Genomic DNA, 19,180 nt, shown 5'->3' on the forward strand with positions numbered 1-19,180 from the left:
GGGACGGCGATGGCGACGGCGATGGCGACGGCGATGGCGATGGCGACGGCGACGGTGACGGTGATGGCGATGGTGACGGGGATGGCGACGACGATGGCGGTGTTTACGGCCGGGATATACCCGGTTGATCGGCTTGCCGCCTGGCGGACGATTTGCCGAAATTGAGGAGCGAAAATTCGATGCTGCACTTTGTCAAAGTTGCAGAAAATCTGGACATAGGCCCCATGTTGGCGGAACTGGATGCCGCGCCCGGAATCTGGCTTACGGACACCAGCCGCCAGCGAAACGTCCGCTGCCAGCGCAACACGCAAAACATTTTCCTGCGCGCGCCCCGAAAGCCTCTGCCTCCCGGCGCAAAAAACGCAAACGACGTTCACGAGTGTCGCGTTGCGCCGGCGGCCGTTGAGTTTCCGCGCACGGTGGTGTTTTGCGAGCGGGTCGCGGAAAATCTCGGCGGTGTGCTTGGACGGGCGACTCTGGTGGCCCTCCAGCCGAAATCCAGGGTGTTCCCCCATGTTGACATCGGCGCGTATTATCGAATCAGGGACCGGTTTCACCTGGTCCTGAAGAGCAGACGGGGAAGTCCGCTGTCTGTCGGCAATGAGACGGCGTTGATGCGCACCGGCGAATTGTGGGCGTTCAACAACAAGGAGCGGCACTGGGCATACAACCCTTCCGAAGAGCCCCGCGTGCATCTGATATTCGATGTCCTGCCTCCGCCCGGGCGAGGGTTCTATGCTTTTCCCCCGGACGAAACGGACCGTTCGGTCGCCGGCTCCGGTAACTGAATGCACGCATGTTCCGGACACACGCCGCAAGCGGGCACCCTTCTAGCCCGGGCCGGCCGCGCCGAAGTCGATAGGCCGTAGAACCTTGACCGCCGCCAACAGGGCGTGCGCAGCCGAATCGACCCGAACCGCGTTGTCGTAGACTTCCGTACGGAGCGCACCGAGAACGCGTTCCGGTTTCGAGATGTAGAATGTGTCGCGCCAATCGCGAAACTGCAGTTGCCGCAATGAGCGCAATCCCCGGTCGAGCGCCCGCTCGTACGCGGTGGCGCGGTTCCGGTTGTCCAGGGCCCGGGCCAGGGCCGCGGCATCTGCAAGCCCCTCTAGATACGCGCCGGTCGAGGCCGCATGGGGCGGTCCGAAATCCGGTCTGCGCGGGTCGTAGAATCGTCCCCGCATATCCGGCGGCAGGCCGCGCCACTGTTGCATGGGCAGCAGCCAATCGTTCATCTCGAACGCAAAATCGGCAAAGGCGCGCCGGCCGGTCTGGGCGAACAGCGAGGCGCACGCCTGCGTGTGCCATGGCACGAAGGCCGGATTCCTCTTTCGCAAGTGGCGCGCGCGGCAGCGTTCGAACACGTTCGTGCAGTGCTTGAGAGATGGCGCGAAGGGCAGGCCTCTTCGCGCCGCCTCAGCCCAGAACAGCAGAGCCTCGCCGGAATAGAAGTTCCAGTTCTCGCCGTCCCGTTCGCCAGGAAAGAAGAAGGTTCGGAAGCCGAATTCGTCATCTTCGAGGGAAGCGATTCCCGCGGCCAGCATGGTCAGTTTTTCGAGGAATTCCGCCCCGGCGGAATTTGCCATGATCGCCAGCCCGGCGATGGCGGCGGCGCCGAGCTTGGCCTCGGCGCCCTCCACGATCGCGCCGCGCCCGTTGCCGATATTCCGGAAATAGCGGTTTAGATTGAACCGCAGGTTCCGGCGCCCGGCTTCGCGAAGCTCCGCGCAATCGCGGAGTTCGGCCAGGCGCGCCAGAGCCAGCGAGCCCAGGAAGCGGCGGATGGCGTTATCGGCGGGCGAGCAGGCGCCGCGGCTCGGCCAGTATTTGTAGGGTATCGCGCCGTCCGAGGACAGGTTGCGCAACATCCACCGGCCGATGCCGTCTGCCAGGACCGCCGCGCGGTCTTCGCCCGGCGACGGACCGGGATCGACCGGCATCGAGCCACGGACCAGCTCAACCGGTTTCGTGTCGTTCCCGCCCGGCAAAAGGAACTGTCGGGCCGAGAACGCCCGCAATCTTCCCCGGTCCAATACTTCGCCTTTGTCTGTCGCATTCTTTGCACAATATTTTTCGAGCGCGCGTCCGAAGCCGAGGTTGGCGGCAAGCATTTGCGTCGGCGCAAATCGGGCAACGTCGCCACGGAAGGCAATCTCCATGCCGATAACCCCGCGCGCGCGATGCGTGAATTTGCGGGCGAACCGGCCTTTCTCCACGGTGCGGAAACGGCATTCGCTGCACAACTCGACCGTTTCGTCCGGGAGCGCGCCGACATCCGTGCGCAGCGCCGCCGGCATCGGCCCGTCGATCCAGCCATGACGCTGCGCCACGCCGCTTCGGCGAATGCAATACCAGGCCGTATCGCCGGCAGCGAGGCGCGGCATCAGGTCGATGTGACTCGGGTGCGCGGCTCCTCGTCTCGATGGGCGGAGCGAACCGGGATCGACATCAGCAGCGGTTGCAGGATTTCGGCGACGAATTCGGCCCGGCCGCTGACACCGGCTTTGGAGTAGACCGACGTCGCCTGCAATCGAGACGTGTTTTCCTTGACGCCGCGCAGCTGGGCGATCTCGGAAAACCGATATCCCTTGATGATCAGCCAGGCGACGTCTTTCTCGCTGCGCGTCAACCGCCACTCATCCATTTGTTCGTCGATGCTGTCCGCCAGGACGCTGGAATACAAATGGTTGCGCCATTCCTCGCGATCCAGGCGGGTGTGCAGCTTCCCCAGATCGCGCCAGCCGACGACCAGCGCCATCGACACGCCGACGAAAACGACGAACTCGATGACAAAATGGATCGAACCGAACTCGCCTTCCAGCAATGCGTCTTCGGCCAGGTCGAAAACGAAAAACAATATCGCCCCGGCCAACGCGGCCAACGCCAGAATACGGATCGGATCGACTTTCCCGATTTGCGTCTTCATGCTGTCGATATCCCGGATTTCACAACGGTCCCGGGGTGCGGAAATTCAACGTTGGAACGGCGGATTCTCGCGCTGCCGCCATGCCGGCGCGCCGCACCGTCGGATGTGTTCGGCTTCCAACCTCAACGCCGCCGACCCGGCCCGATCGGACGGCGGGAATTCTAGCACTTTCGTCGGTTTTCGTCAGTAACCGGGAAACACCCGGATAGACGCAGCGGCGGAAGCCGCAGCACTGCGCGTACCGGCAAATCCCGGTCGGGCTCAGCGCCGGGCTTCGGTCATGCCGGTGCCGGAATAGACGGAGCCGATCATCCGCTCCATCGCCGTCGTATGGGCGGCAAGCGCCGCCGGGTCGAGGTCGGCGCAGGGGCGGGGCTCGTGCTCGAAATTGCCGTGAAGGTCCCGGCCGCGCACCGGCATGGCGGAATCGTCGATCTTCACCTGGCGGACGTAGGTCGGGATATAGCGGACCGCGAGGCCGATGCGCCGGTCGGGCGTGGCGTTCGGCTTCGAGCCGTGGACCAGCCGGATATGGTGCAGCGAGAATTCGCCGGCCTTCAGCGGCACGTCCACGGCCTGGGCATCGTCCACGTTCATCTCGACCTCCTGGCCGCGGGTCAGCAGGTTGTCGGCGGCGTAGGTGTCCCGGTGGGCGATCTGGTCCAGCTTGTGCGAGCCGGGCAGGAACTTCATCGCGCCGCTCTCGACCGGGGCGTCGGTGAACGCCACCCAGGCGGTGACGACATCGGCCGGCTCCAGGCCCCAATAGGTCGAATCCTGGTGCCAGGAGACGAAGGCCGGGTCGTTGGCCTCCTTGATGAAGAAGTTGGTCGTCCAGCACAGCAGGTCCGGACCGAGGATATCCTCGATGGCGTCGAGGATGCGCGGATGGTGGACGATCTCGTCGGCCCAGCGGAACAGCAGATGCACCTTGTGGCGCATGTTGGAATGGATCGCGTCGCCGGTCCCGGCCTCGTAGGACTCCAGCGCGTCGCGGTAGCCGCGCGCCTCGGCGGCCGAAAAGGCGCGCAGCGGAAACAGATAGCCGTCGCGCTCGAACGCCGCGGTCTGGGCCGCCGTCAGCATCTTGCCCATGGGGGTGTCATCATCTTGAAATTCCCAAAGAATGTGCCGCCCCGACCGGCTTTGTAGGGGAGGGTTTGAAACCCTCCCCTACGGTCCCGACGACTGCGCTGCGACCTGTCGGCCGGCTCTGCCCCGAAGTTCCGATAACCGCCCCGGCGCGCCGCTCAGTTCGCCGTGTCGCTGCCGGCGTGGAAATTGAAGACGGCGCCTTCCTTGATGCCTTCCGGCCAGCGCGTGGTCATCGTCTTCATCCGCGTGTTGAAGCGCACGCCCTCCATGCCGTGCATATAGTGGTCGCCGAACAGGGAGCGTTTCCAGCCGCCGAAGGAATAGTAGGCGACCGGCACCGGGATCGGCACGTTGACGCCGACCATACCGATCTTCGCCCGGCTGAAGAAATCGCGCGCGGTGTCGCCGTCGCGGGTGAAGATGGCCGCGCCGTTGCCGTATTCGTGGTCGTTGACCATGCCGACGGCCTCCTCGTAGCCCTCCGCGCGCACGACGGAGAGCACCGGGCCGAAGATTTCCTGCTTGTAGATCGACATGTCGGTCGTCACCCGGTCGAACAGGCAGCCGCCGATGAAGAAGCCGTCCTCGTAGCCCTGCAGCCGGATATCGCGCCCGTCGGCCAGAAGATCCGCGCCGGCGTCGATGCCCTCGGCGATCAGTCCGTGGATGCGGTCGAGGCTCTGGCGCGTGATGACCGGGCCCATTTCGGAAGCGGGGTCCGTATAGGGCGCGACCTTGAGGCTTTCGACCCGGGGCTTGAGAGTGTCGACCAGCCGGTCGGCGGTCTCCTCGCCCACCGGCACGGCGACCGAAACGGCCATGCAGCGTTCGCCGGCCGAGCCGTAGGCCGAGCCGATCAGGGCGTCGGCGACCTGGCCCATATCGGCGTCGGGCATGACGACGAGATGGTTCTTGGCGCCGCACAGCGCCTGGACCCGTTTCCCGGAGGCCGTGCCCCGGCTGTAGATGTAGTACCCGACGGCCGTGGAGCCGACGAAGCTGACGGCGTCGATATCCGGATGGTCGAGGATCGCGTCGACCGCCTCCTTGTCGCCGTTGACCACGTTGAACACGCCGTCCGGCAAACCGGCCTCGGAGAGCAGCCCGGCAATGCGCAGCACGACCGACGGATCGCGCTCCGACGGCTTGAGCACGAAGGCGTTGCCGCAGGCGATCGACACCGGATACATCCACAGCGGCACCATCGCCGGGAAGTTGAACGGCGTGATGCCGGCGACCACGCCGACCGGCTGGCGGATCGCGAAACTGTCGACGCCCTTTGCGACCCCCTCGGAATATTCGCCCTTGAGCAGCTGGGGAATGCCGCAGGCGAACTCGACCACCTCGATGCCGCGGGCCAATTCGCCCAGGGCGTCGGGCCGGGTCTTGCCGTGCTCGGACGACAGCATTTCGGCCAGTTCCTCGACATGCGCCTTGAGCAGGCTGCGAAAGGCGAACATGACCTCGGCGCGCTTGGCCGGCGGCGTCGCGCCCCAGGCCGGCTGCGCCGCCTTCGCGGCGGCGACCGCATGGTTGACATCGGCCGCGCGGCCCAGCGCCACCTGCGCCGTCACGGCGCCGGTCGCCGGATTGTAGACATCCTGAAACCGGTCCGATGTGCCGGCCCAGATGTCGCCGGAAACGTAATGCCGGACTGTGTTCATCGCTCGGTTCTCCCTGCAGGTGCGTGGCGGCGGTATAGCGGACGGCTCGCCAAGGACTCCATTCTCATGAGCCCGCGTTCAGGTGCAACGGTATCATTGTAGCATCGGCCATTTCGCTCGGGACGGGGCGGCAAGTCAAAATCACGGGCGACCTACTCCAGCGGCGCCGGTTCGCCCTCGAACACTGTGCCCCACACCGGAATGTCCTTCAGGTCTTCCGGCGGCGTCTCGAAGGGATCGGCTTCGAGCACGGTGAAATCGGCTTTCTTGCCGGCGCGGATGCTGCCGATCTCGTGCTCCATGCCGAGGACATAGGCGGCGTCGACCGTGATCGCGTGCATCGCCTGCTCGACCGTCAGCCGCTCCTCCGGCGCCATGACCGCGCCGCTCTCGCTCAGCCGGTTGACCGCGACCCAGGCCGAGGTCAGCGGCAGGGCCGGCGCCATGGTGAAATCGGTGTGCAGGGCGAAGGGGACGCCGTGGCGGGCGACGGTCCCGAGCCGGGCGATCTGCGACGCCCGCTCATGGCCGAAACCGTGCCGGTAATAGGCGTCGGCCAGTTCGTGGACATAGTAGACGTTGGCCGAGACCAGCGCGCCCAGGTCGGCGATCCGGCGCACCTGCTCCGGCGTCGAGACGCCGAAATGCTCGATGGTGAAGCGGTGGTTCACGCGCGGCCGCTCGAACTGGAGTTTCTCCAGCACGTCGAGCGCCAGCTCCAGGCCCATGTCGCCGGTGCAGTGGACGTGGATGCGGAAGCCTTCGTTCCAGAAGGCGCGGGCCAGCGCCTCGACCTGCTCCGGCGGCATCAGCCACTCGCCGTGATGGCCGTCGATGAAGCCGGGCTCCTGGAGCTGCATCAGCTCGGCGTAGAAGCCGCCGTCGGTGAACAGCTTGACGCCGTTACCGAACTGCAGCCGGTGCGTGCCGCGCGCCGCCATCTCCCGGACCCGCACGACCTCGGCCGCCTCGTCCCCCGGCGCGGCGCCGCGTTCGGTCGCCCGCGGGATCATCTGGCAGCGGAAGGGGATGTCGGGCCGGTCGAGCACCTTCACCAGCGCCGGCCACTCCATCTCCAGGTCGGCGAGCGGCACCGCCATGTCGCCGATGGTGGTATGGCCGCCGGCATGGACCGCGCGGGCGACCTGGTCCAGCCCGCCGAGGAAGCGCTCCGGGGCGTAGAGATAGCCCTTCATGCCGTTGAGCGCGACCGAGAGGCCGGTTTCGTAGAACCGCCCTGTGTCCGGATCGATCTGTTCGTGGCGCGCCAGTTCGTCCCGGTCGAGGCCCATCCAGTCGATGGCGGCGTCGTTGGCGATGATTTCGTGGAACGAGCGCTGCCACACGAAGATCGGCCGGGTCTGCGAGATGCCGTTGAGCGCCCGCCGGTCGACCGTGCCGTGCCAGATCTTGTGATAGCCCCAGGTGACCAGCGGCTCGCCGGGGTCGGCCATCTCCGTGTCGATCGTCTTGAGGCGGTCGAGATAGGCGTTGTGGCCCTTGACCGGCGCGGCCACCCGGCCGGGCAGCTTCCATTCCATCGCCGTGATGAAGTGGCAGGGCAGGAGGACCGCCGCCAGCGTCGGATGCAGGTGCGGATCGATGAAGCCCGGCATCAGCACACGGTCGCGGAAGGTGTCGTCGATCCGGTGCGGGTGCGCGTCCAGCCAGGGTTGCAGCGTTTCGAGCGTGCCGACCTCGACAATCCGGTCACCGCGCACGGCGACAGCCGTGGCAACAGGTAGCGACGGGTTCAGGGTGCGAACTGCCCGCGCGGTATAGACTGTAAGGGCTTCCATGTGCTGATATCCCGCCGGCCCGGTTCCGGGCGCCTTCAAACCCGATATTGCAGCTTCTGTGCAGTGTCAAACCTGCCGGTTGCGAAATACGGCCCGATGCCCCGGAAGCGGAGCAGTGCTGTTGCAGCCCGGCGGTTCCGAATGCCGCCCGGCTCCGAAGGGAGGAACTTCATGCTCAGGAAATTCGGTCTCGCGGCCCTCGCCGCAACCGTGGCGGCGGGCGCCGCGACGGCAGTTACCGCCGATACGCCCAAGAAAGGCGGCACGCTGGTTATGGTTTCCAGCCAGGTGCCGCGCCACTTCAACCCGGCGGTCCAGTCCGGCATCGCGACGATGGCGCCGGGCGCGCACATCTTCGCCACCCTGGTCCGGGCCGACGCCGACTGGAAACTCCATCCGTACCTGGCGCAAAGCTGGACGACCTCGGCGGACGGCAAGTCGGTGACCTTCAAGCTGCGGACGGACGCCACGTTCCACGACGGCAAGCCCGTCACCTCGGCGGACGTCAAATTCTCGATCGAGACCCAGAAGGCCAACCATCCGTTCAAGACCTCGCTGGGCGCCGTCACGGGCGTCGAAACGCCCGACGCCCACACCGTCGTCGTCAAGCTGAAGAATCCGCATCCGGCGCTGACGCTGGCGATGTCGACCTCGATCGTGCCGATCATTCCGAAGCATGTCTACGGCGACGGCAAGAATCCGAAGACCCATCCGCGCAACATCAAGAATGTTGTCGGCTCCGGCGCCTACATCCTGAAGGAATACAAGCGCGCCCAATACATCCTGCTGGAGCGGAACCAGAACTACTTCCTCAAGGGTCGCCCCTACATGGACCGGATCATCTACAAGATCATCCGCGACTCCTCGAGCCGCGTGATCGCCATGGAGCGCGGCGAAGGCAGCATGATGCCCTTCATGTCGGAGGTGGCGAGCATCGCGCGGTTGAAGAAGGACAAGGATCTCGTTGTCACCGACCAGGGCTATGCCGGCATCGGGCCGAACACCTGGCTGGCCTTCAACACGAAGGAAGGCCCGACCAGCGACGTCCGCGTCCGCCAGGCGATCGCCTACGCGATCGACCGCGCGTTCATCACGAAGGAACTGCACCGCGGCGTCTCGACGCCGTCGACCGGGCCGATCGTGCCGGGCTCGCCCTTCTACACGAAAGAGGTGGAGACCTACGATCTGAACCTGAAGAAGGCCGAAGCCCTGCTCGAAGAAGCCGGCCACAAGAAAAAGGCCGACGGCACCCGCCTCGAGCTGACCATCGATTATCTGCCGGCCGTGCCCGACGTGCAGCAGCGCATTGCCGAATATGCGCGGGCGCAACTCAAGAAGGTCGGCATCAAGGTCACGGTGCGCAATTCGCCGGATTTCCCGACCTGGGCCAAGCGCATCTCCAACTGGCAGTTCGACATGACGATGGACCTGCCGTTCAACTGGGGCGATCCGGTTATCGGCGTGCACCGGTCCTACCTGTGCAACAACATCAAGAAGGGCGTCATCTGGTCGAACACCCAGCAATACTGCAACCCGAAGGTCGACAAGATCCTGGAGGCCGCTGGCAAGGAGACGGACCAGGCGAAGCGCCGGGCGCTCTATGTCGAATTCCAGAAGATTCTGGCCCAGGAGCTGCCGGTCTACTGGATCAGCGTCCTGCCGTACCACACGGCGTATGACAAAAATCTCGGCAATCCGCCGGTCGGCATCTGGGGCATCGTTTCCCCGATGGACGACATCTACTGGAAGAAGCAGCCGAAATAGGGCGCTGCCGTCAGCGTAACGCCTGATCCCGGGCCGGGCCGGCAGATTTCTGCTGCCGGCCCGGCCTTTTTGGCGTAAGGCTGGAGTATGCGAAGGTTCACACTTCCCGAAGGCCGGCCGTGAGACTGCCGGCCGTCATCGCGAAGCGCCTCGGCTATGCTGTGGCGCTGCTCTTCGCGGTGCTGGTGCTGAACTTCACCCTGCTCTACCTGGCGCCGGGCGACGCGGCGGAGACCATCGCCGGCGAGGCCGGCGGCGCTTCGCCGGAAATGCTGGCCAAGATCCGCAAGGATTACGGCCTCGACCTGCCTTTTCTCGACCAGCTCTATCTGTATCTCCTGAAGGTCGTCCAGGGCGACTTCGGCCACAGCTTCTACTTCGACCAGCCGGTCACCACGGTGATCTTCGAGAATCTCGCGCCGACCCTGTTGCTGGTCGTCTCCTCGCTGCTGATCGCCATTTCATTCGGCACGTTCCTCGGCGTCTTCGCCGCGCGCCGGCCCAACGGCCTGCTCAGCCAGATCATCACCGTCCTCGCCCTGCTCGGCTATGCCCTGCCGGTCTTCTGGACCGGAATCATGCTGATCATTCTGCTCGCTTCGGTCATTCCGCTGTTCCCCACCTCCGGTATGGACAGCGGCCCGCTCGGCGCCGCCGGCTTCGGCTATGTCTGGGAGGTGCTGCATCATCTGGCGCTGCCGGTCCTGACCCTCTCGACGATCTATCTCGCCTTCTACAGCCGCCTGTCGCGCGCCAGCATGATGGACGTGCTGGGCGCCGACTATATCCGCACGGCCCGCGCCAAGGGGCTTAACGAGCGCGTCGTCGTGTTCAAGCATGCGTTGCGCAACGCCGTCCTGCCGGTCGTCACCTTCGCGGGCCTGCAATTCGGCGCCCTGTTTTCCGGCGCCGTGCTGGTCGAAACGGTGTTCAGCTGGCCCGGCCTCGGCACGCTCGCCTTCGATTCGATCCTGCGCCGCGACACGCCGACCCTGCTCGGCATCCTGTTCTTCTCAGCGCTCATCGTCATCGTCGCAAACCTGCTGACCGACCTCGCCTACCGGCTGGTCGACCCGCGCATCAAGAGTGCGGCCCGGGCATGACGGCATCGACGCCAGCCGCTCCGGCGGAAGAGCCCGTCGTCATCGAGGTCGAGCGGCCGTGGCGCGAAGTCTGGCGCATGTTCCGGGCCAACAGGGCGGCCGTGGCCGGGCTTGTCACGCTGATCCTGATCGTGCTGGTCACCGTGCTCGGCCCCCTGGTCTATCCGGTCGATCCGTTCGCCGCCGCCGGGCCGCTGCTGCTGCCGCCGGGCGAGCAGGGCTTCCTGCTCGGCACCGACCAGCAGGGCCGCGACCTCGTCATCGGCCTGCTCTACGGCAGCCAGTCCACCCTGATGGTCGGTGCGGCGGCGGCGGCGATCACCATCACAATCGGCATCCTGTTCGGCGCGCTGGCGGGCTATTACCGCGGCTGGGTCGAAGAGGTGCTGATGCGCATCACGGAATTCTTCCAGGTGCTGCCGCCCCTGCTGCTCGCCATGGTCGTCGTGCTGCTCTTCTCGCCCTCGATCTACTCCATCTCCATCGCCATCGGCGTGGTCTCGTGGCCCGCCACGGCGCGCCTGGTGCGGGCCGAGTTCCTGCGCCTGCGGGAACTGGATTTCGTCAAGGCCGAGCGGGCCATCGGCGCGCGCAACGCGCGCATCATCTGGACGATCATCCTGCCCAACGCCGCCCCGCCGCTGATCGTTTCGGCGGCACTTTCGGTCGGCATCGCGATCCTGTTCGAAGCCGGGCTCGCCTTCCTGCAGCTTTCCGACCCGAACGTGATGAGCTGGGGCTACCTGATCAGCGTCAACCGCCCGCAGATCCTCGAGGCCTGGTGGCCGGTCACTTTCCCCGGCCTCGCCATCTTCATCACCGTGCTGTCGGTCAGCCTGATCGGCGACGGCCTGAACGACGCCTTCAATCCGAAGCTGAGGCAGCGGTGAGCGCGCTGCTCGAAGTCCGGGGCCTGTCGGTCGAGTTCGACCTGAAGGACGGCGCTGTCTCGCGCGTGATCGACAGGCTCAGCTTCGATCTGGAGGCCGGCCGGACCCTTGGCATTGTCGGCGAATCCGGCTGCGGCAAGAGCATGACGGCGCTCGCCATCATGCGGCTGGTGCCGGTGCCGCCGGGGCGCATTGCGGATGGTGAAATCCGGCTTGCCGGCGAAGACCTGCTCGACGCCACCGAGGCGCGGATGCGCGACGTGCGCGGCAACGACGTCTCGATGATCTTCCAGGAGCCGATGACCTCGCTCAACCCGGTCTACACGATCGGCGACCAGATCGGCGAGACCGTCCGCCTGCACCAGGGCCTGAGCCGGAGAGAGGCGCACAACCGAGCCGTCGAGATGCTGCGCGCGGTCAGCATTCCGGCGCCGGAGAAGCGGGTGGACGAATATCCGCACCAGCTTTCGGGCGGCATGCGCCAGCGCGTGATGATCGCCATGGCATTGGCCTGCCAGCCCCAGGTGCTGATCGCCGACGAGCCAACAACGGCGCTCGACGTGACCGTGCAGGCCCAGATTTTCGATCTTCTGAAAGAACTGCAGCAACAGACCAACGCTGCCGTCATCCTGATCACCCACGACATGGGCGCGATCGCGGAAATGGCCCAGCGGGTCGTCGTCATGTATGCCGGCCGCAAGGTCGAGGAGGCGCCGGTCGACGAGATGCTGACCAATCCCAAGCATCCCTACACGCGCGGCCTGATCGCCTGCGTGCCCCATCTGGAGGCCGATCCGGCGCTGGAGCGGCCGCCGCTCACGGAAATTCCCGGCGTCGTGCCGTCGGTCGCCGAGCTGGGCCGGGGCGGCTGCCCGTTCGCGCCGCGCTGCGCCGAGGCGATGGACCGCTGCCGGCGCGAGATGCCGCCCGAGACCGCCGTCGGCGAAGACCATACCGCGGCCTGCTGGCTCTATCCCGAAGAGGCGGCGGCGGCATGACGGGCCCGGCAGCTTCCGCAGCGGGCGACATGTCCCCCGACAAACTGTTGGAAGTCCGCGGGCTGAAGGTCCATTTCAGCCTGCCGCGCCGCAAACCCTTCGCGCCGGCGCCCAAGGTCCATGCCGTGGACGGCGTGTCCTTCGATACCGCCCGCGGTTCGACCCTCGGCCTGGTCGGCGAATCCGGCTCCGGCAAGACGACGACCGCGCTCGCCGTCATGCGCCTGGCGCCGGTCACCGAAGGCAACATCCTGCTCAACGGGCAGGAAATCGGGCCGCTTTCCGGCGAAGCGCTGCGCCGCCAGCGCCGCCACATGCAGATCATCTTCCAGGATCCGTATTCGTCGCTCAATCCGCGCCTGCGCGCCGGCGAGATCGTCCGCGCGCCGCTCGACCAGCTCGACGTCGGCGACCGGGAGAGCCGCGACGACCGGGTCGCCGAACTGTTCCGCCTGGTCGGCCTGCGCCCGGAGCAGCAGGCCCTGTTCCCGCACCAGTTCTCCGGCGGCCAGCGCCAGCGCATCGGCGTGGCGCGCGCGCTCGCGACCCAGCCGGACCTGATCGTCTGCGACGAGCCGGTCTCGGCCCTCGACGTGGCGATCCAGGCGCAGATCCTGAACCTGCTGCGCCGGCTCCAGGAGGAGTTCGGCCTGACCTACCTGTTCATCAGCCACGATCTCGGCGTCGTGCAGTATATGTGCGACGACGTGGCGGTGATGTATCTCGGCCAGGTCGTCGAGCATGCCGACCGGGTTTCGCTGTTCCGCGAGCCCCTGCACCCCTACACCAATGCGCTGCTGTCGGCGGTGCCGTCGGCCGATCCGGTCCTGCGCGACCGGGCGAGCCGCATCCGCCTGGTCGGCGATCCGCCGAGCCCGATCGATCCGCCGCCGGGCTGCCGCTTCGCCTCGCGCTGCCCGTTCGCCGAAGACCGCTGCCGCGCCGAGGAACCGGCCCTGCGCACGATCAGCGAGGGCCACCGGGTGCGCTGCCACCTGGTGAGCGACGACGGTGTCCCGCCGCACCGGGCTTCGAATTGACCGGGCCTTCGGCGTAACCCGCCGCCCGCCGCTTACAGGCCGCCCGCCGTTTCCCGCCCCGGCGCGGTGCAGGCGACAAGGCCGGCGATCAGGGCGGCGAAGACCGCCCAGCCTTGCCAGGCGCCCATCGTGAACAGCGTGAGCGCGGAGATCGCAAGCCACAGCGCCGGGACGACGGCGAGCGGGGCCGTCCACCGGCTGCGCGGCGCGAGCGCGAGCAGGGCGAGGGTGGCGATGGCGGTCGGGTCGGGCGCGATGGCGAAGACCTCCGCCTCCTGCCACGGCCGCCCGTCGAGCGGCGCAAGCAGCGGCCAGGCGAACAGCGCCGCCGCCAGCAGCCCAATGCCCGCCCTGGCCCGCGTCCCGCGCCCGGTGAAGGCCAGCCGCCCCGACATCCCGAGCGCCGCCAGCAGCGCGCCCTCGGCATAGAAGCCCCAGGCCAGCATCGGCGCGGCCCAGTTGATCGCGCCGTAGCGCAGCGCCAGGAACTGCCATCCGGCCCAGAGCCACGCGGCGCCCAATGCAAAGCCGAGCGCGACGCCGAGCGCAGGGCCGCCCCACCGCCCGGAGGGTCGCCGGCCCCGCACCATACCGAAAAGCAGCACGGCGCCCGCCGCGATCAGTAGAAGCTGGGCCGGCCAGGCCGCCGCGTTTTCCAGCGCGAACAGCCGCCAGTAGGCGCGCGGCGAGAACAGCAGGAAATCTTCCGGCGCCCAGGATCCGGCCATCGGGCGCCCCTAGGGCCTCCTACAGGTCGCGCACATGCTCCGCCATACGCCGGCGTATGGCCGCATCCGGCATGGGCCCGAAGGCGGCCGACTTGTTCTCGCGCAGATGGTCGACCCGGCTGGTCGCGGGTATGGCGACGGTCACCGCGGGATGCGACAGGATGAATTTCAGCAGGAATTGCGGCCAGGTGGAAACGCCGATCTCGCGCGCCCAGCCGGGCATCGGTCGGCCCGCGAGCCGGTCCGGCAACCGGCCGCGCTGGAACGGCCGGTTGGCGATGACCGCGATGCCGCGCTCCCGGGCGAGCGGCAGCAGGCGGCGTTCGACCTCCCGGTCGACGATGTTGTAGGTCAGCTGGACGAAATCCGGCGGCCGGCGTTGCATGACCTCTTCGAGTTCGCCGTGCCGGCGTCCGTGCGAGGTGGTGACGCCGGTATAGCGCAGCCGGCCGGCCGCCTTCATCGCCTCCAGCGTGTCGAGGTTCCGCTCCCAGTCCCAGAGGTTGTGGACCTGCAGCAGGTCGAAGCGCCCGACGCCCCAGCGCCGGGCGGTTTCGGCGATCTGCGCCGGGCCGTTGGCGGCGGAGGTCCAGACCTTGTCGGCCGAGAACAGGCCCGGCGGCCGGCCCAGCTTCGTCAGCGCGTCGCCGATCACCGCCTGGGAGGAGCCGTACATGGGCGAGGAATCGATCATGCCGCCGCCCGCCGCGAAGAAGGCGGCCATGACGGCGCGGCACTCGGCGCGCAGCTTTGGATCGTCGCCGACATTGAAGGTGATCCAGCTGCCGAGCCCGACCGCCGGCACCGCCTCCCCGGTCGCCGGTATGCGCTTCGCGAGGGGCTTTGCCGCCGCATTTCCGAGGGTCGGCGCGGCCAGCGCAGCGCCCGCTCCGGCCAGCACCGCCCGGCGTGTCACGCGCATGATAGCCCCTTTCTCTTTCTCTCCAGGACGATGCGGCCCCCTTCGACTTCGCTCAGGGCAGGCCCCTTCGATACGCCTTGGATTGAAACCGGAGCAGCCCAGGGTGAGGAAAAGTATTTGCGTTTGCAAATATTTACCTCATCCCAAATAACCGGGCCAATTTCCGGGGCACATCGAAGGACCGCCCTGAGCCTGTCGAAGGGGACGCTGCGATCCGATCCAAAACGATAGCGCTCCACGGATTCCGTGCTCGAACGACCGGCGTGTCAAGAGGCTCGCCGGCCGGCGCAGCGCTATCGTTGCAGCGCGGCGGCGACGCCGGGCAGGATCGCGCACAGGCGCAGGGCGATGAAGGGGGCGCCCTGTTGGTCCGCGAAGGCGCCGTAGGTCAGCGGGCCGACGATCCGCAGATGCGGATCCGGGTGTCCGCCGGCGCCGACTGCGCGGCATTCGGCGTCGACAGCGAATCCGATACCGGTCGGATGCGCCGCCGCATAGCCGCGCGCTGCCAGGGACGCGATGAACGGGTTTTCCGACCGGTCCGGCCGCAGGTCCGGCCCGGTGCAGTTCACAACGGCGCCGAACCGTTCGCGGCGGCGTTCGCCGCTGCCCCGGCGCCGCAGCGTGACCGACAGGGCGTCGCCGTCGCGCGCAGCCGCTTCGCAGAAGGCGGCCTCGAACGACAGCTGCCCGGCGGCTTCCGCCCCGGCGATGCGTACCTCGACCTGGGGCGGCAGCTGGAAGCGGTGGGCGTCGTACCAGACCCGCAGATGGCGCAGGAAGCGGCGCTTCTCCGCCAGCGGCAGGGCCGGCCAGACATCCCAGACCGAATCGCGCAGGTCCCCGAACGGCCCGAACCAATCGCCGCCCGCGGCTTCGGCCCGGCGCACCCAGGCGCGCAGCGTGCGCAGCAGGCCCAGGGCAGTCCCGTGCCGGCCGTGCGCCTCCGTGAACAGGGACACCGGCCGCCGGATCCGGTCCACAATATCGGGCGGCAGGCCGGCTGCGGTCTCCGGTTTCCGGCGGGGGCGCAGGCCGCGGCGCGCGACCGCCGTAATCGGCCCGGTGTGTCCGTTGCGCAGCAGCACGGCGATCGCGTCCGACGCGGTCTGCGACATGCCGAGCACCAGGACCCTGGCATCCGCCGGAATGTCCCCCAGCCGTCCCGTGTCCCACGGATCGGCGATGAAGCCCGGATGGCCGGAGACCGCGCCGGCGAACGGCGGCGGCGGCCGCGGGCGCTCATAGCCGGCGGCGAGCACGACCAGCCGGGCGTCCAGCGCCTGCCCGTCGGACAGGTCCAGCCGGTAGCCGGCGGCGCTTCGGCGGGCGGCAAGGGCGCGGGCCCGGATGTGCCGGATCGCCGAGCCGGAGGCGTTGCCGGCCATATGGCTGCGAAGCTGCTCTTCGACGTAGCGCCCGAATTCGCCGCGCCGCGGGTAGAGATTGCCGTTCGGGCCCATTGCCTCGGGATCGACCGCCTCCGGACCGCCCCGTTCGGCGTACCAGCCGTTCAGGTGGTCCGGCGCGTCGGGATAGACGAAATGGATCTGCAGCGGCGCGTTCAGCCGGTGGTCCGGGTCGGCGGTATCGTAGGCGACGCCGCGGCCGGGCCGTTCGCGCGGCTCGACGATGGCGATGTCGAGCGGCCGTCCGGCCAGTCGCGACAGATGGATCGCGAAGACGGCGCCGGTGAAGCCGCCGCCGACCACGGCGACGTCGGCCGCCGTCACCGGAATCCCCCGGGGAAACCTGCCCGAAGCCCCGGGCCTCACATGCGCTTGGCGACCTCCTCGAGCATCACCTCGGTCGCGCCGCCGCCGATCGAGGCGACCCTCGCGTCCCGGCTCATCCGCTCGATCGGGCTTTCGCGCATGTAGCCCATGCCGCCGTGCAGCTGGACGCAGTCGTACATCGTCCGGTTGACCAGCTCGCCGCCCAGCGCCTTGAGCATCGAAACCTCCTTGACGCAGTCCCGGCCTTCGGAGACCAGCCAGGCGCAGTGGTAGGTGAGGTGGCGGAAGGCCTCGGCCCGGGTCGCCAGCGTCGCCAGCTTGTGGCGCACCACCTGCTTGTCCCACAGCGTGCCGCCGAATTCAATTACGTCCCGGCCCCTGTTGTCGACGTCTGCGCCGGCCTCGCAGTTTCCGCCGTCCCGCAGCCTGGACCTCCGCTTTGGCGTCCTCCTCGTCGCGGGCAGCGAACAGCCAGTCGATGAATACGCTGGCAATAGGAGCCGCCTTCACCTCATTGCGGCAGACCACATAGTAGTTGTCGATCGCAGGAACCGCCAGGTCGAAGGGTGCGACCAGGCTGCCGCTGGCCATCAAATTGCTCACCGTGCGGGTGTCGCCGAGCACGACGCCGTTGGCGTGAATGGCCGCTTCGATGGCGAGGCGGGCATCGGTCATGAGGTGGTGGTCCCCCCGGCCGAGTTCCAGCGCATTGGCGGCCGTCAGCCAGGTCTGCCATTCCCGCCCGTCGTCGGCGTGGAGCAGCACGTGGTCGGCCAGGTCCTTCACCGCGCGCAAGGGACGACTGCTCAGCAAGGTGGGGCTGGCGACAGGAAAGAGGTCGAGTTCGGACCACTGCCGGACCCAGCAGTCGCCCCAGCTTCCCTGGCCATAGCGGATGCAAATGTCGATCTCGGGATCGTAGACCGCTGCCGGATCGTTCGAGCTGACCGCCCGCAGCCTTACCCCCGGGTATTGATCGGTAAATCGGCTGAGCCGTGGGATCAGCCAGAGCGAAAGCAGGGCCGGCACACAGCTGATCGCCAGACTGCCTGCGGTGAAGGGGCGGGTCATGCGCGCCGTCGCTGCCGCAATTTCCTCGAAGGCCGTGGAGATCGTCGGCAAAAGGGCGGCCGCATGCGGTGTCAACCGGAACCGCCGGGCGCCACGTTCCAGCAACGGCGTCTGCAAGGCGGTCTCGAGGGCACGGATCTGGTGGCTCACGGCGCCGTGGGTGACGTTCAGTTCTCTGGCAGCACGGGAGACAGAGCCGTGCCGTGCTGCGGCCTCGAAGGCGCGCAGAGGGTTGAGAGGCGGAAGACGGATCGACATGAAGTCCACAATATGTGAGAAATACTGACAGTAAAGGACAAATTAATGTCAATTGTTCTCGCGAATTGAGAGCGCTAAGATATCCGTCAGCGAGGACAGTGTATTGCGGCAGTAGGAGACCGGCGGCGCTTATGGTCTGGAACGAGGACAAGCTGGAAGCTCTGCGCAAGAAGTATTCGCAAGGCCATGGAGGCGATATATTCGATCCGGCCCATCGCCGGGTCGCCGACCGGATCTTCGATGCCAGCGGCACCCGCACGGCGCCCTATGCAGGCATACCGACGCTGCTCGATGCGCCCCTGCGGGAAATCGATCCGAAGGAACCCGATTTCGGAGGCCTTCAGGTCGCGCTGATCGGCGTTCCCATGGACCTGGGGGTGACCAATCGGCCCGGCGCCCGCTACGGCCCGCGAGCGCTGCGCACGATCGAGCGCATCGGACCCTACAACCACGTTCTCGCATGTGCCCCAGTTTACGATCTGCGGGTCGCCGATGTCGGCGACGTCCCCTTTGCCAGCCGTTACCGCCTTGAGGGCAGTCTCGAAGACATCGAACGCTACTTCGACAAGGTTCATGCCGCCGGCGTGATACCGCTCTCCGTCGGCGGGGACCACTCGATCACGCACCCCATCATGAAGGCGGTCGGGCGCGACCGGCCGGTCGGCATGGTGCATATCGACGCCCATTGCGACACCGGCGGGTCCTTCGATCACTCGAAGTTCCACCATGGCGGGCCTTTCAGGAACGCGGTGCTGGAGGGCGTGCTCGACCCCACCCGAACGATACAGATCGGCATCCGCGGTTCGGCCGAGTATCTTTGGGAGTTCTCCCTCGACAGCGGCATGTCGGTGATCCACGCCGAAGAGGTGCCGCAGTTGGGCATCGCCGCCGTCGTTGAGAAAGCGCTGGAGGTGGTCGGCGACGGTCCGACCTACGTTTCCTTCGACATCGACGGCATCGACCCCGCCTTCGCGCCCGGCACCGGCACGCCCGAAGTCGGCGGCCTGACGACACGGGAAGTGCAGGCGATCCTGCACGGGCTGAAAGGCATCGACGTGATTGGCGGCGACGTCGTCGAGGTGGCGCCGCAGTACGACACCACGACCAACACGGCGCAGGTGGGCGCGCAAATTCTGTTCGAGATTCTCAGTCTGATGGTTTTCAGCCCGCGCCTTGGGTGAAG

The 19,180-nt window shown here is 67.2% G+C and carries 17 protein-coding genes; 7 read left to right on the plus strand and 10 right to left on the minus strand.

Features of this window, described 5'->3' with window-relative positions; all coding sequences use genetic code 11:
• Nucleotides 1–179 precede the first annotated feature (179 nt).
• On the plus strand, nt 180–788 hold the full coding sequence (locus OXM58_11095) for an aspartyl/asparaginyl beta-hydroxylase domain-containing protein (protein MDE0148905.1): 609 nt from the start codon (nt 180–182) through the stop codon (nt 786–788).
• Between the two features lie 42 nt (nt 789–830).
• Here OXM58_11095 and OXM58_11100 read toward each other — a convergent pair whose 3' ends face one another.
• From OXM58_11100 to OXM58_11120, 5 genes are all read right to left on the minus strand, one after another.
• The gene (locus OXM58_11100; protein ID MDE0148906.1) at nt 831–2,387 is read right to left on the minus strand and encodes a hypothetical protein; all 1,557 of its coding nucleotides are present in this window, start codon (nt 2,385–2,387) and stop codon (nt 831–833) included.
• A complete protein-coding gene (locus OXM58_11105; GenBank protein MDE0148907.1) occupies nt 2,387–2,929 on the minus strand; it encodes a helix-turn-helix transcriptional regulator in 543 nt (180 codons plus the stop codon). The genes OXM58_11100 and OXM58_11105 overlap by 1 nt, the downstream gene beginning before the upstream one ends.
• Nucleotides 2,930–3,190: 261 nt before the next feature.
• Nucleotides 3,191–4,024 (minus strand): phytanoyl-CoA dioxygenase family protein, encoded by an 834-nt coding sequence (locus tag OXM58_11110; GenBank protein MDE0148908.1) that lies wholly within the window; start codon nt 4,022–4,024, stop codon nt 3,191–3,193.
• Nucleotides 4,025–4,179: 155 nt separating this feature from the next.
• On the minus strand, nt 4,180–5,688 hold the full coding sequence (locus tag OXM58_11115; protein ID MDE0148909.1) for a CoA-acylating methylmalonate-semialdehyde dehydrogenase: 1,509 nt from the start codon (nt 5,686–5,688) through the stop codon (nt 4,180–4,182).
• 152 nt (nt 5,689–5,840) lie between these two features.
• Entirely contained in the window at nt 5,841–7,487 is a 1,647-nt protein-coding gene (locus OXM58_11120; GenBank protein MDE0148910.1) for an amidohydrolase, read from the minus strand.
• 171 nt (nt 7,488–7,658) lie between these two features.
• On the opposite strand from OXM58_11120, the gene OXM58_11125 reads away from it, so the two are divergent.
• From OXM58_11125 to OXM58_11145, 5 genes are all read left to right on the plus strand, one after another.
• On the plus strand, nt 7,659–9,251 hold the full coding sequence (locus OXM58_11125; GenBank protein MDE0148911.1) for an ABC transporter substrate-binding protein: 1,593 nt from the start codon (nt 7,659–7,661) through the stop codon (nt 9,249–9,251).
• A gap of 119 nt (nt 9,252–9,370) precedes the next feature.
• Nucleotides 9,371–10,354 (plus strand): ABC transporter permease, encoded by a 984-nt coding sequence (locus tag OXM58_11130; GenBank protein MDE0148912.1) that lies wholly within the window; start codon nt 9,371–9,373, stop codon nt 10,352–10,354.
• Nucleotides 10,351–11,244: an ABC transporter permease gene (locus OXM58_11135; protein ID MDE0148913.1), complete on the plus strand. Its 894-nt coding sequence runs from the start codon at nt 10,351–10,353 to the stop codon at nt 11,242–11,244. The genes OXM58_11130 and OXM58_11135 overlap by 4 nt, the downstream gene beginning before the upstream one ends.
• Entirely contained in the window at nt 11,241–12,242 is a 1,002-nt protein-coding gene (locus OXM58_11140; protein ID MDE0148914.1) for an ABC transporter ATP-binding protein, read from the plus strand. The genes OXM58_11135 and OXM58_11140 overlap by 4 nt, the downstream gene beginning before the upstream one ends.
• Nucleotides 12,239–13,282, plus strand: a complete 1,044-nt coding sequence (locus OXM58_11145) for an ABC transporter ATP-binding protein (protein MDE0148915.1) — start codon at nt 12,239–12,241, stop codon at nt 13,280–13,282. Before OXM58_11140 ends, OXM58_11145 begins: the two co-directional genes overlap by 4 nt.
• Nucleotides 13,283–13,314: 32 nt before the next feature.
• Here OXM58_11145 and OXM58_11150 read toward each other — a convergent pair whose 3' ends face one another.
• From OXM58_11150 to OXM58_11170, 5 genes are all read right to left on the minus strand, one after another.
• On the minus strand, nt 13,315–14,010 hold the full coding sequence (locus OXM58_11150; GenBank protein ID MDE0148916.1) for a DUF6064 family protein: 696 nt from the start codon (nt 14,008–14,010) through the stop codon (nt 13,315–13,317).
• Nucleotides 14,011–14,029: 19 nt separating this feature from the next.
• A complete protein-coding gene (locus OXM58_11155) occupies nt 14,030–14,932 on the minus strand; it encodes an aldo/keto reductase (GenBank protein MDE0148917.1) in 903 nt (300 codons plus the stop codon).
• 293 nt (nt 14,933–15,225) lie between these two features.
• On the minus strand, nt 15,226–16,665 hold the full coding sequence (locus OXM58_11160) for an FAD/NAD(P)-binding protein (protein MDE0148918.1): 1,440 nt from the start codon (nt 16,663–16,665) through the stop codon (nt 15,226–15,228).
• 38 nt (nt 16,666–16,703) lie between these two features.
• Complete coding sequence (locus OXM58_11165; GenBank protein ID MDE0148919.1) at nt 16,704–17,000, minus strand: acyl-CoA dehydrogenase family protein; 297 nt, start codon at nt 16,998–17,000, stop codon at nt 16,704–16,706.
• Between the two features lie 28 nt (nt 17,001–17,028).
• The gene (locus tag OXM58_11170; protein MDE0148920.1) at nt 17,029–17,997 is read right to left on the minus strand and encodes a LysR substrate-binding domain-containing protein; all 969 of its coding nucleotides are present in this window, start codon (nt 17,995–17,997) and stop codon (nt 17,029–17,031) included.
• A gap of 131 nt (nt 17,998–18,128) precedes the next feature.
• Between OXM58_11170 and speB the strand changes: the two genes are divergently transcribed.
• Nucleotides 18,129–19,178 carry an agmatinase gene (gene speB / locus OXM58_11175; GenBank protein ID MDE0148921.1) on the plus strand — a complete coding sequence of 350 codons (1,050 nt, stop codon included), beginning with the start codon at nt 18,129–18,131 and terminating at the stop codon, nt 19,176–19,178.
• The last annotated feature ends 2 nt before the right edge of the window (nt 19,179–19,180 follow it).

Source organism: Rhodospirillaceae bacterium (assembly GCA_028819475.1).
GTDB lineage: Bacteria > Pseudomonadota > Alphaproteobacteria > Bin65 > Bin65 > Bin65.

Bases quoted from the DNA above. Each gene is read 5' to 3' on its own strand.
- OXM58_11095 (MDE0148905.1), top strand. From the start codon at position 180: ATGCTGCACTTTGTCAAAGTTGCAGAAAATCTGGACATAGGCCCCATG.
- OXM58_11100 (MDE0148906.1), bottom strand. From the start codon at position 2,387: ATGCCGCGCCTCGCTGCCGGCGATACGGCCTGGTATTGCATTCGCCGA.
- OXM58_11105 (MDE0148907.1), bottom strand. From the start codon at position 2,929: ATGAAGACGCAAATCGGGAAAGTCGATCCGATCCGTATTCTGGCGTTG.
- OXM58_11110 (MDE0148908.1), bottom strand. From the start codon at position 4,024: ATGGGCAAGATGCTGACGGCGGCCCAGACCGCGGCGTTCGAGCGCGAC.
- OXM58_11115 (MDE0148909.1), bottom strand. From the start codon at position 5,688: ATGAACACAGTCCGGCATTACGTTTCCGGCGACATCTGGGCCGGCACA.
- OXM58_11120 (MDE0148910.1), bottom strand. From the start codon at position 7,487: ATGGAAGCCCTTACAGTCTATACCGCGCGGGCAGTTCGCACCCTGAAC.
- OXM58_11125 (MDE0148911.1), top strand. From the start codon at position 7,659: ATGCTCAGGAAATTCGGTCTCGCGGCCCTCGCCGCAACCGTGGCGGCG.
- OXM58_11135 (MDE0148913.1), top strand. From the start codon at position 10,351: ATGACGGCATCGACGCCAGCCGCTCCGGCGGAAGAGCCCGTCGTCATC.
- OXM58_11145 (MDE0148915.1), top strand. From the start codon at position 12,239: ATGACGGGCCCGGCAGCTTCCGCAGCGGGCGACATGTCCCCCGACAAA.
- OXM58_11150 (MDE0148916.1), bottom strand. From the start codon at position 14,010: ATGGCCGGATCCTGGGCGCCGGAAGATTTCCTGCTGTTCTCGCCGCGC.
- OXM58_11155 (MDE0148917.1), bottom strand. From the start codon at position 14,932: ATGCGCGTGACACGCCGGGCGGTGCTGGCCGGAGCGGGCGCTGCGCTG.
- OXM58_11170 (MDE0148920.1), bottom strand. From the start codon at position 17,997: ATGTCGATCCGTCTTCCGCCTCTCAACCCTCTGCGCGCCTTCGAGGCC.
- speB (MDE0148921.1), top strand. From the start codon at position 18,129: ATGGTCTGGAACGAGGACAAGCTGGAAGCTCTGCGCAAGAAGTATTCG.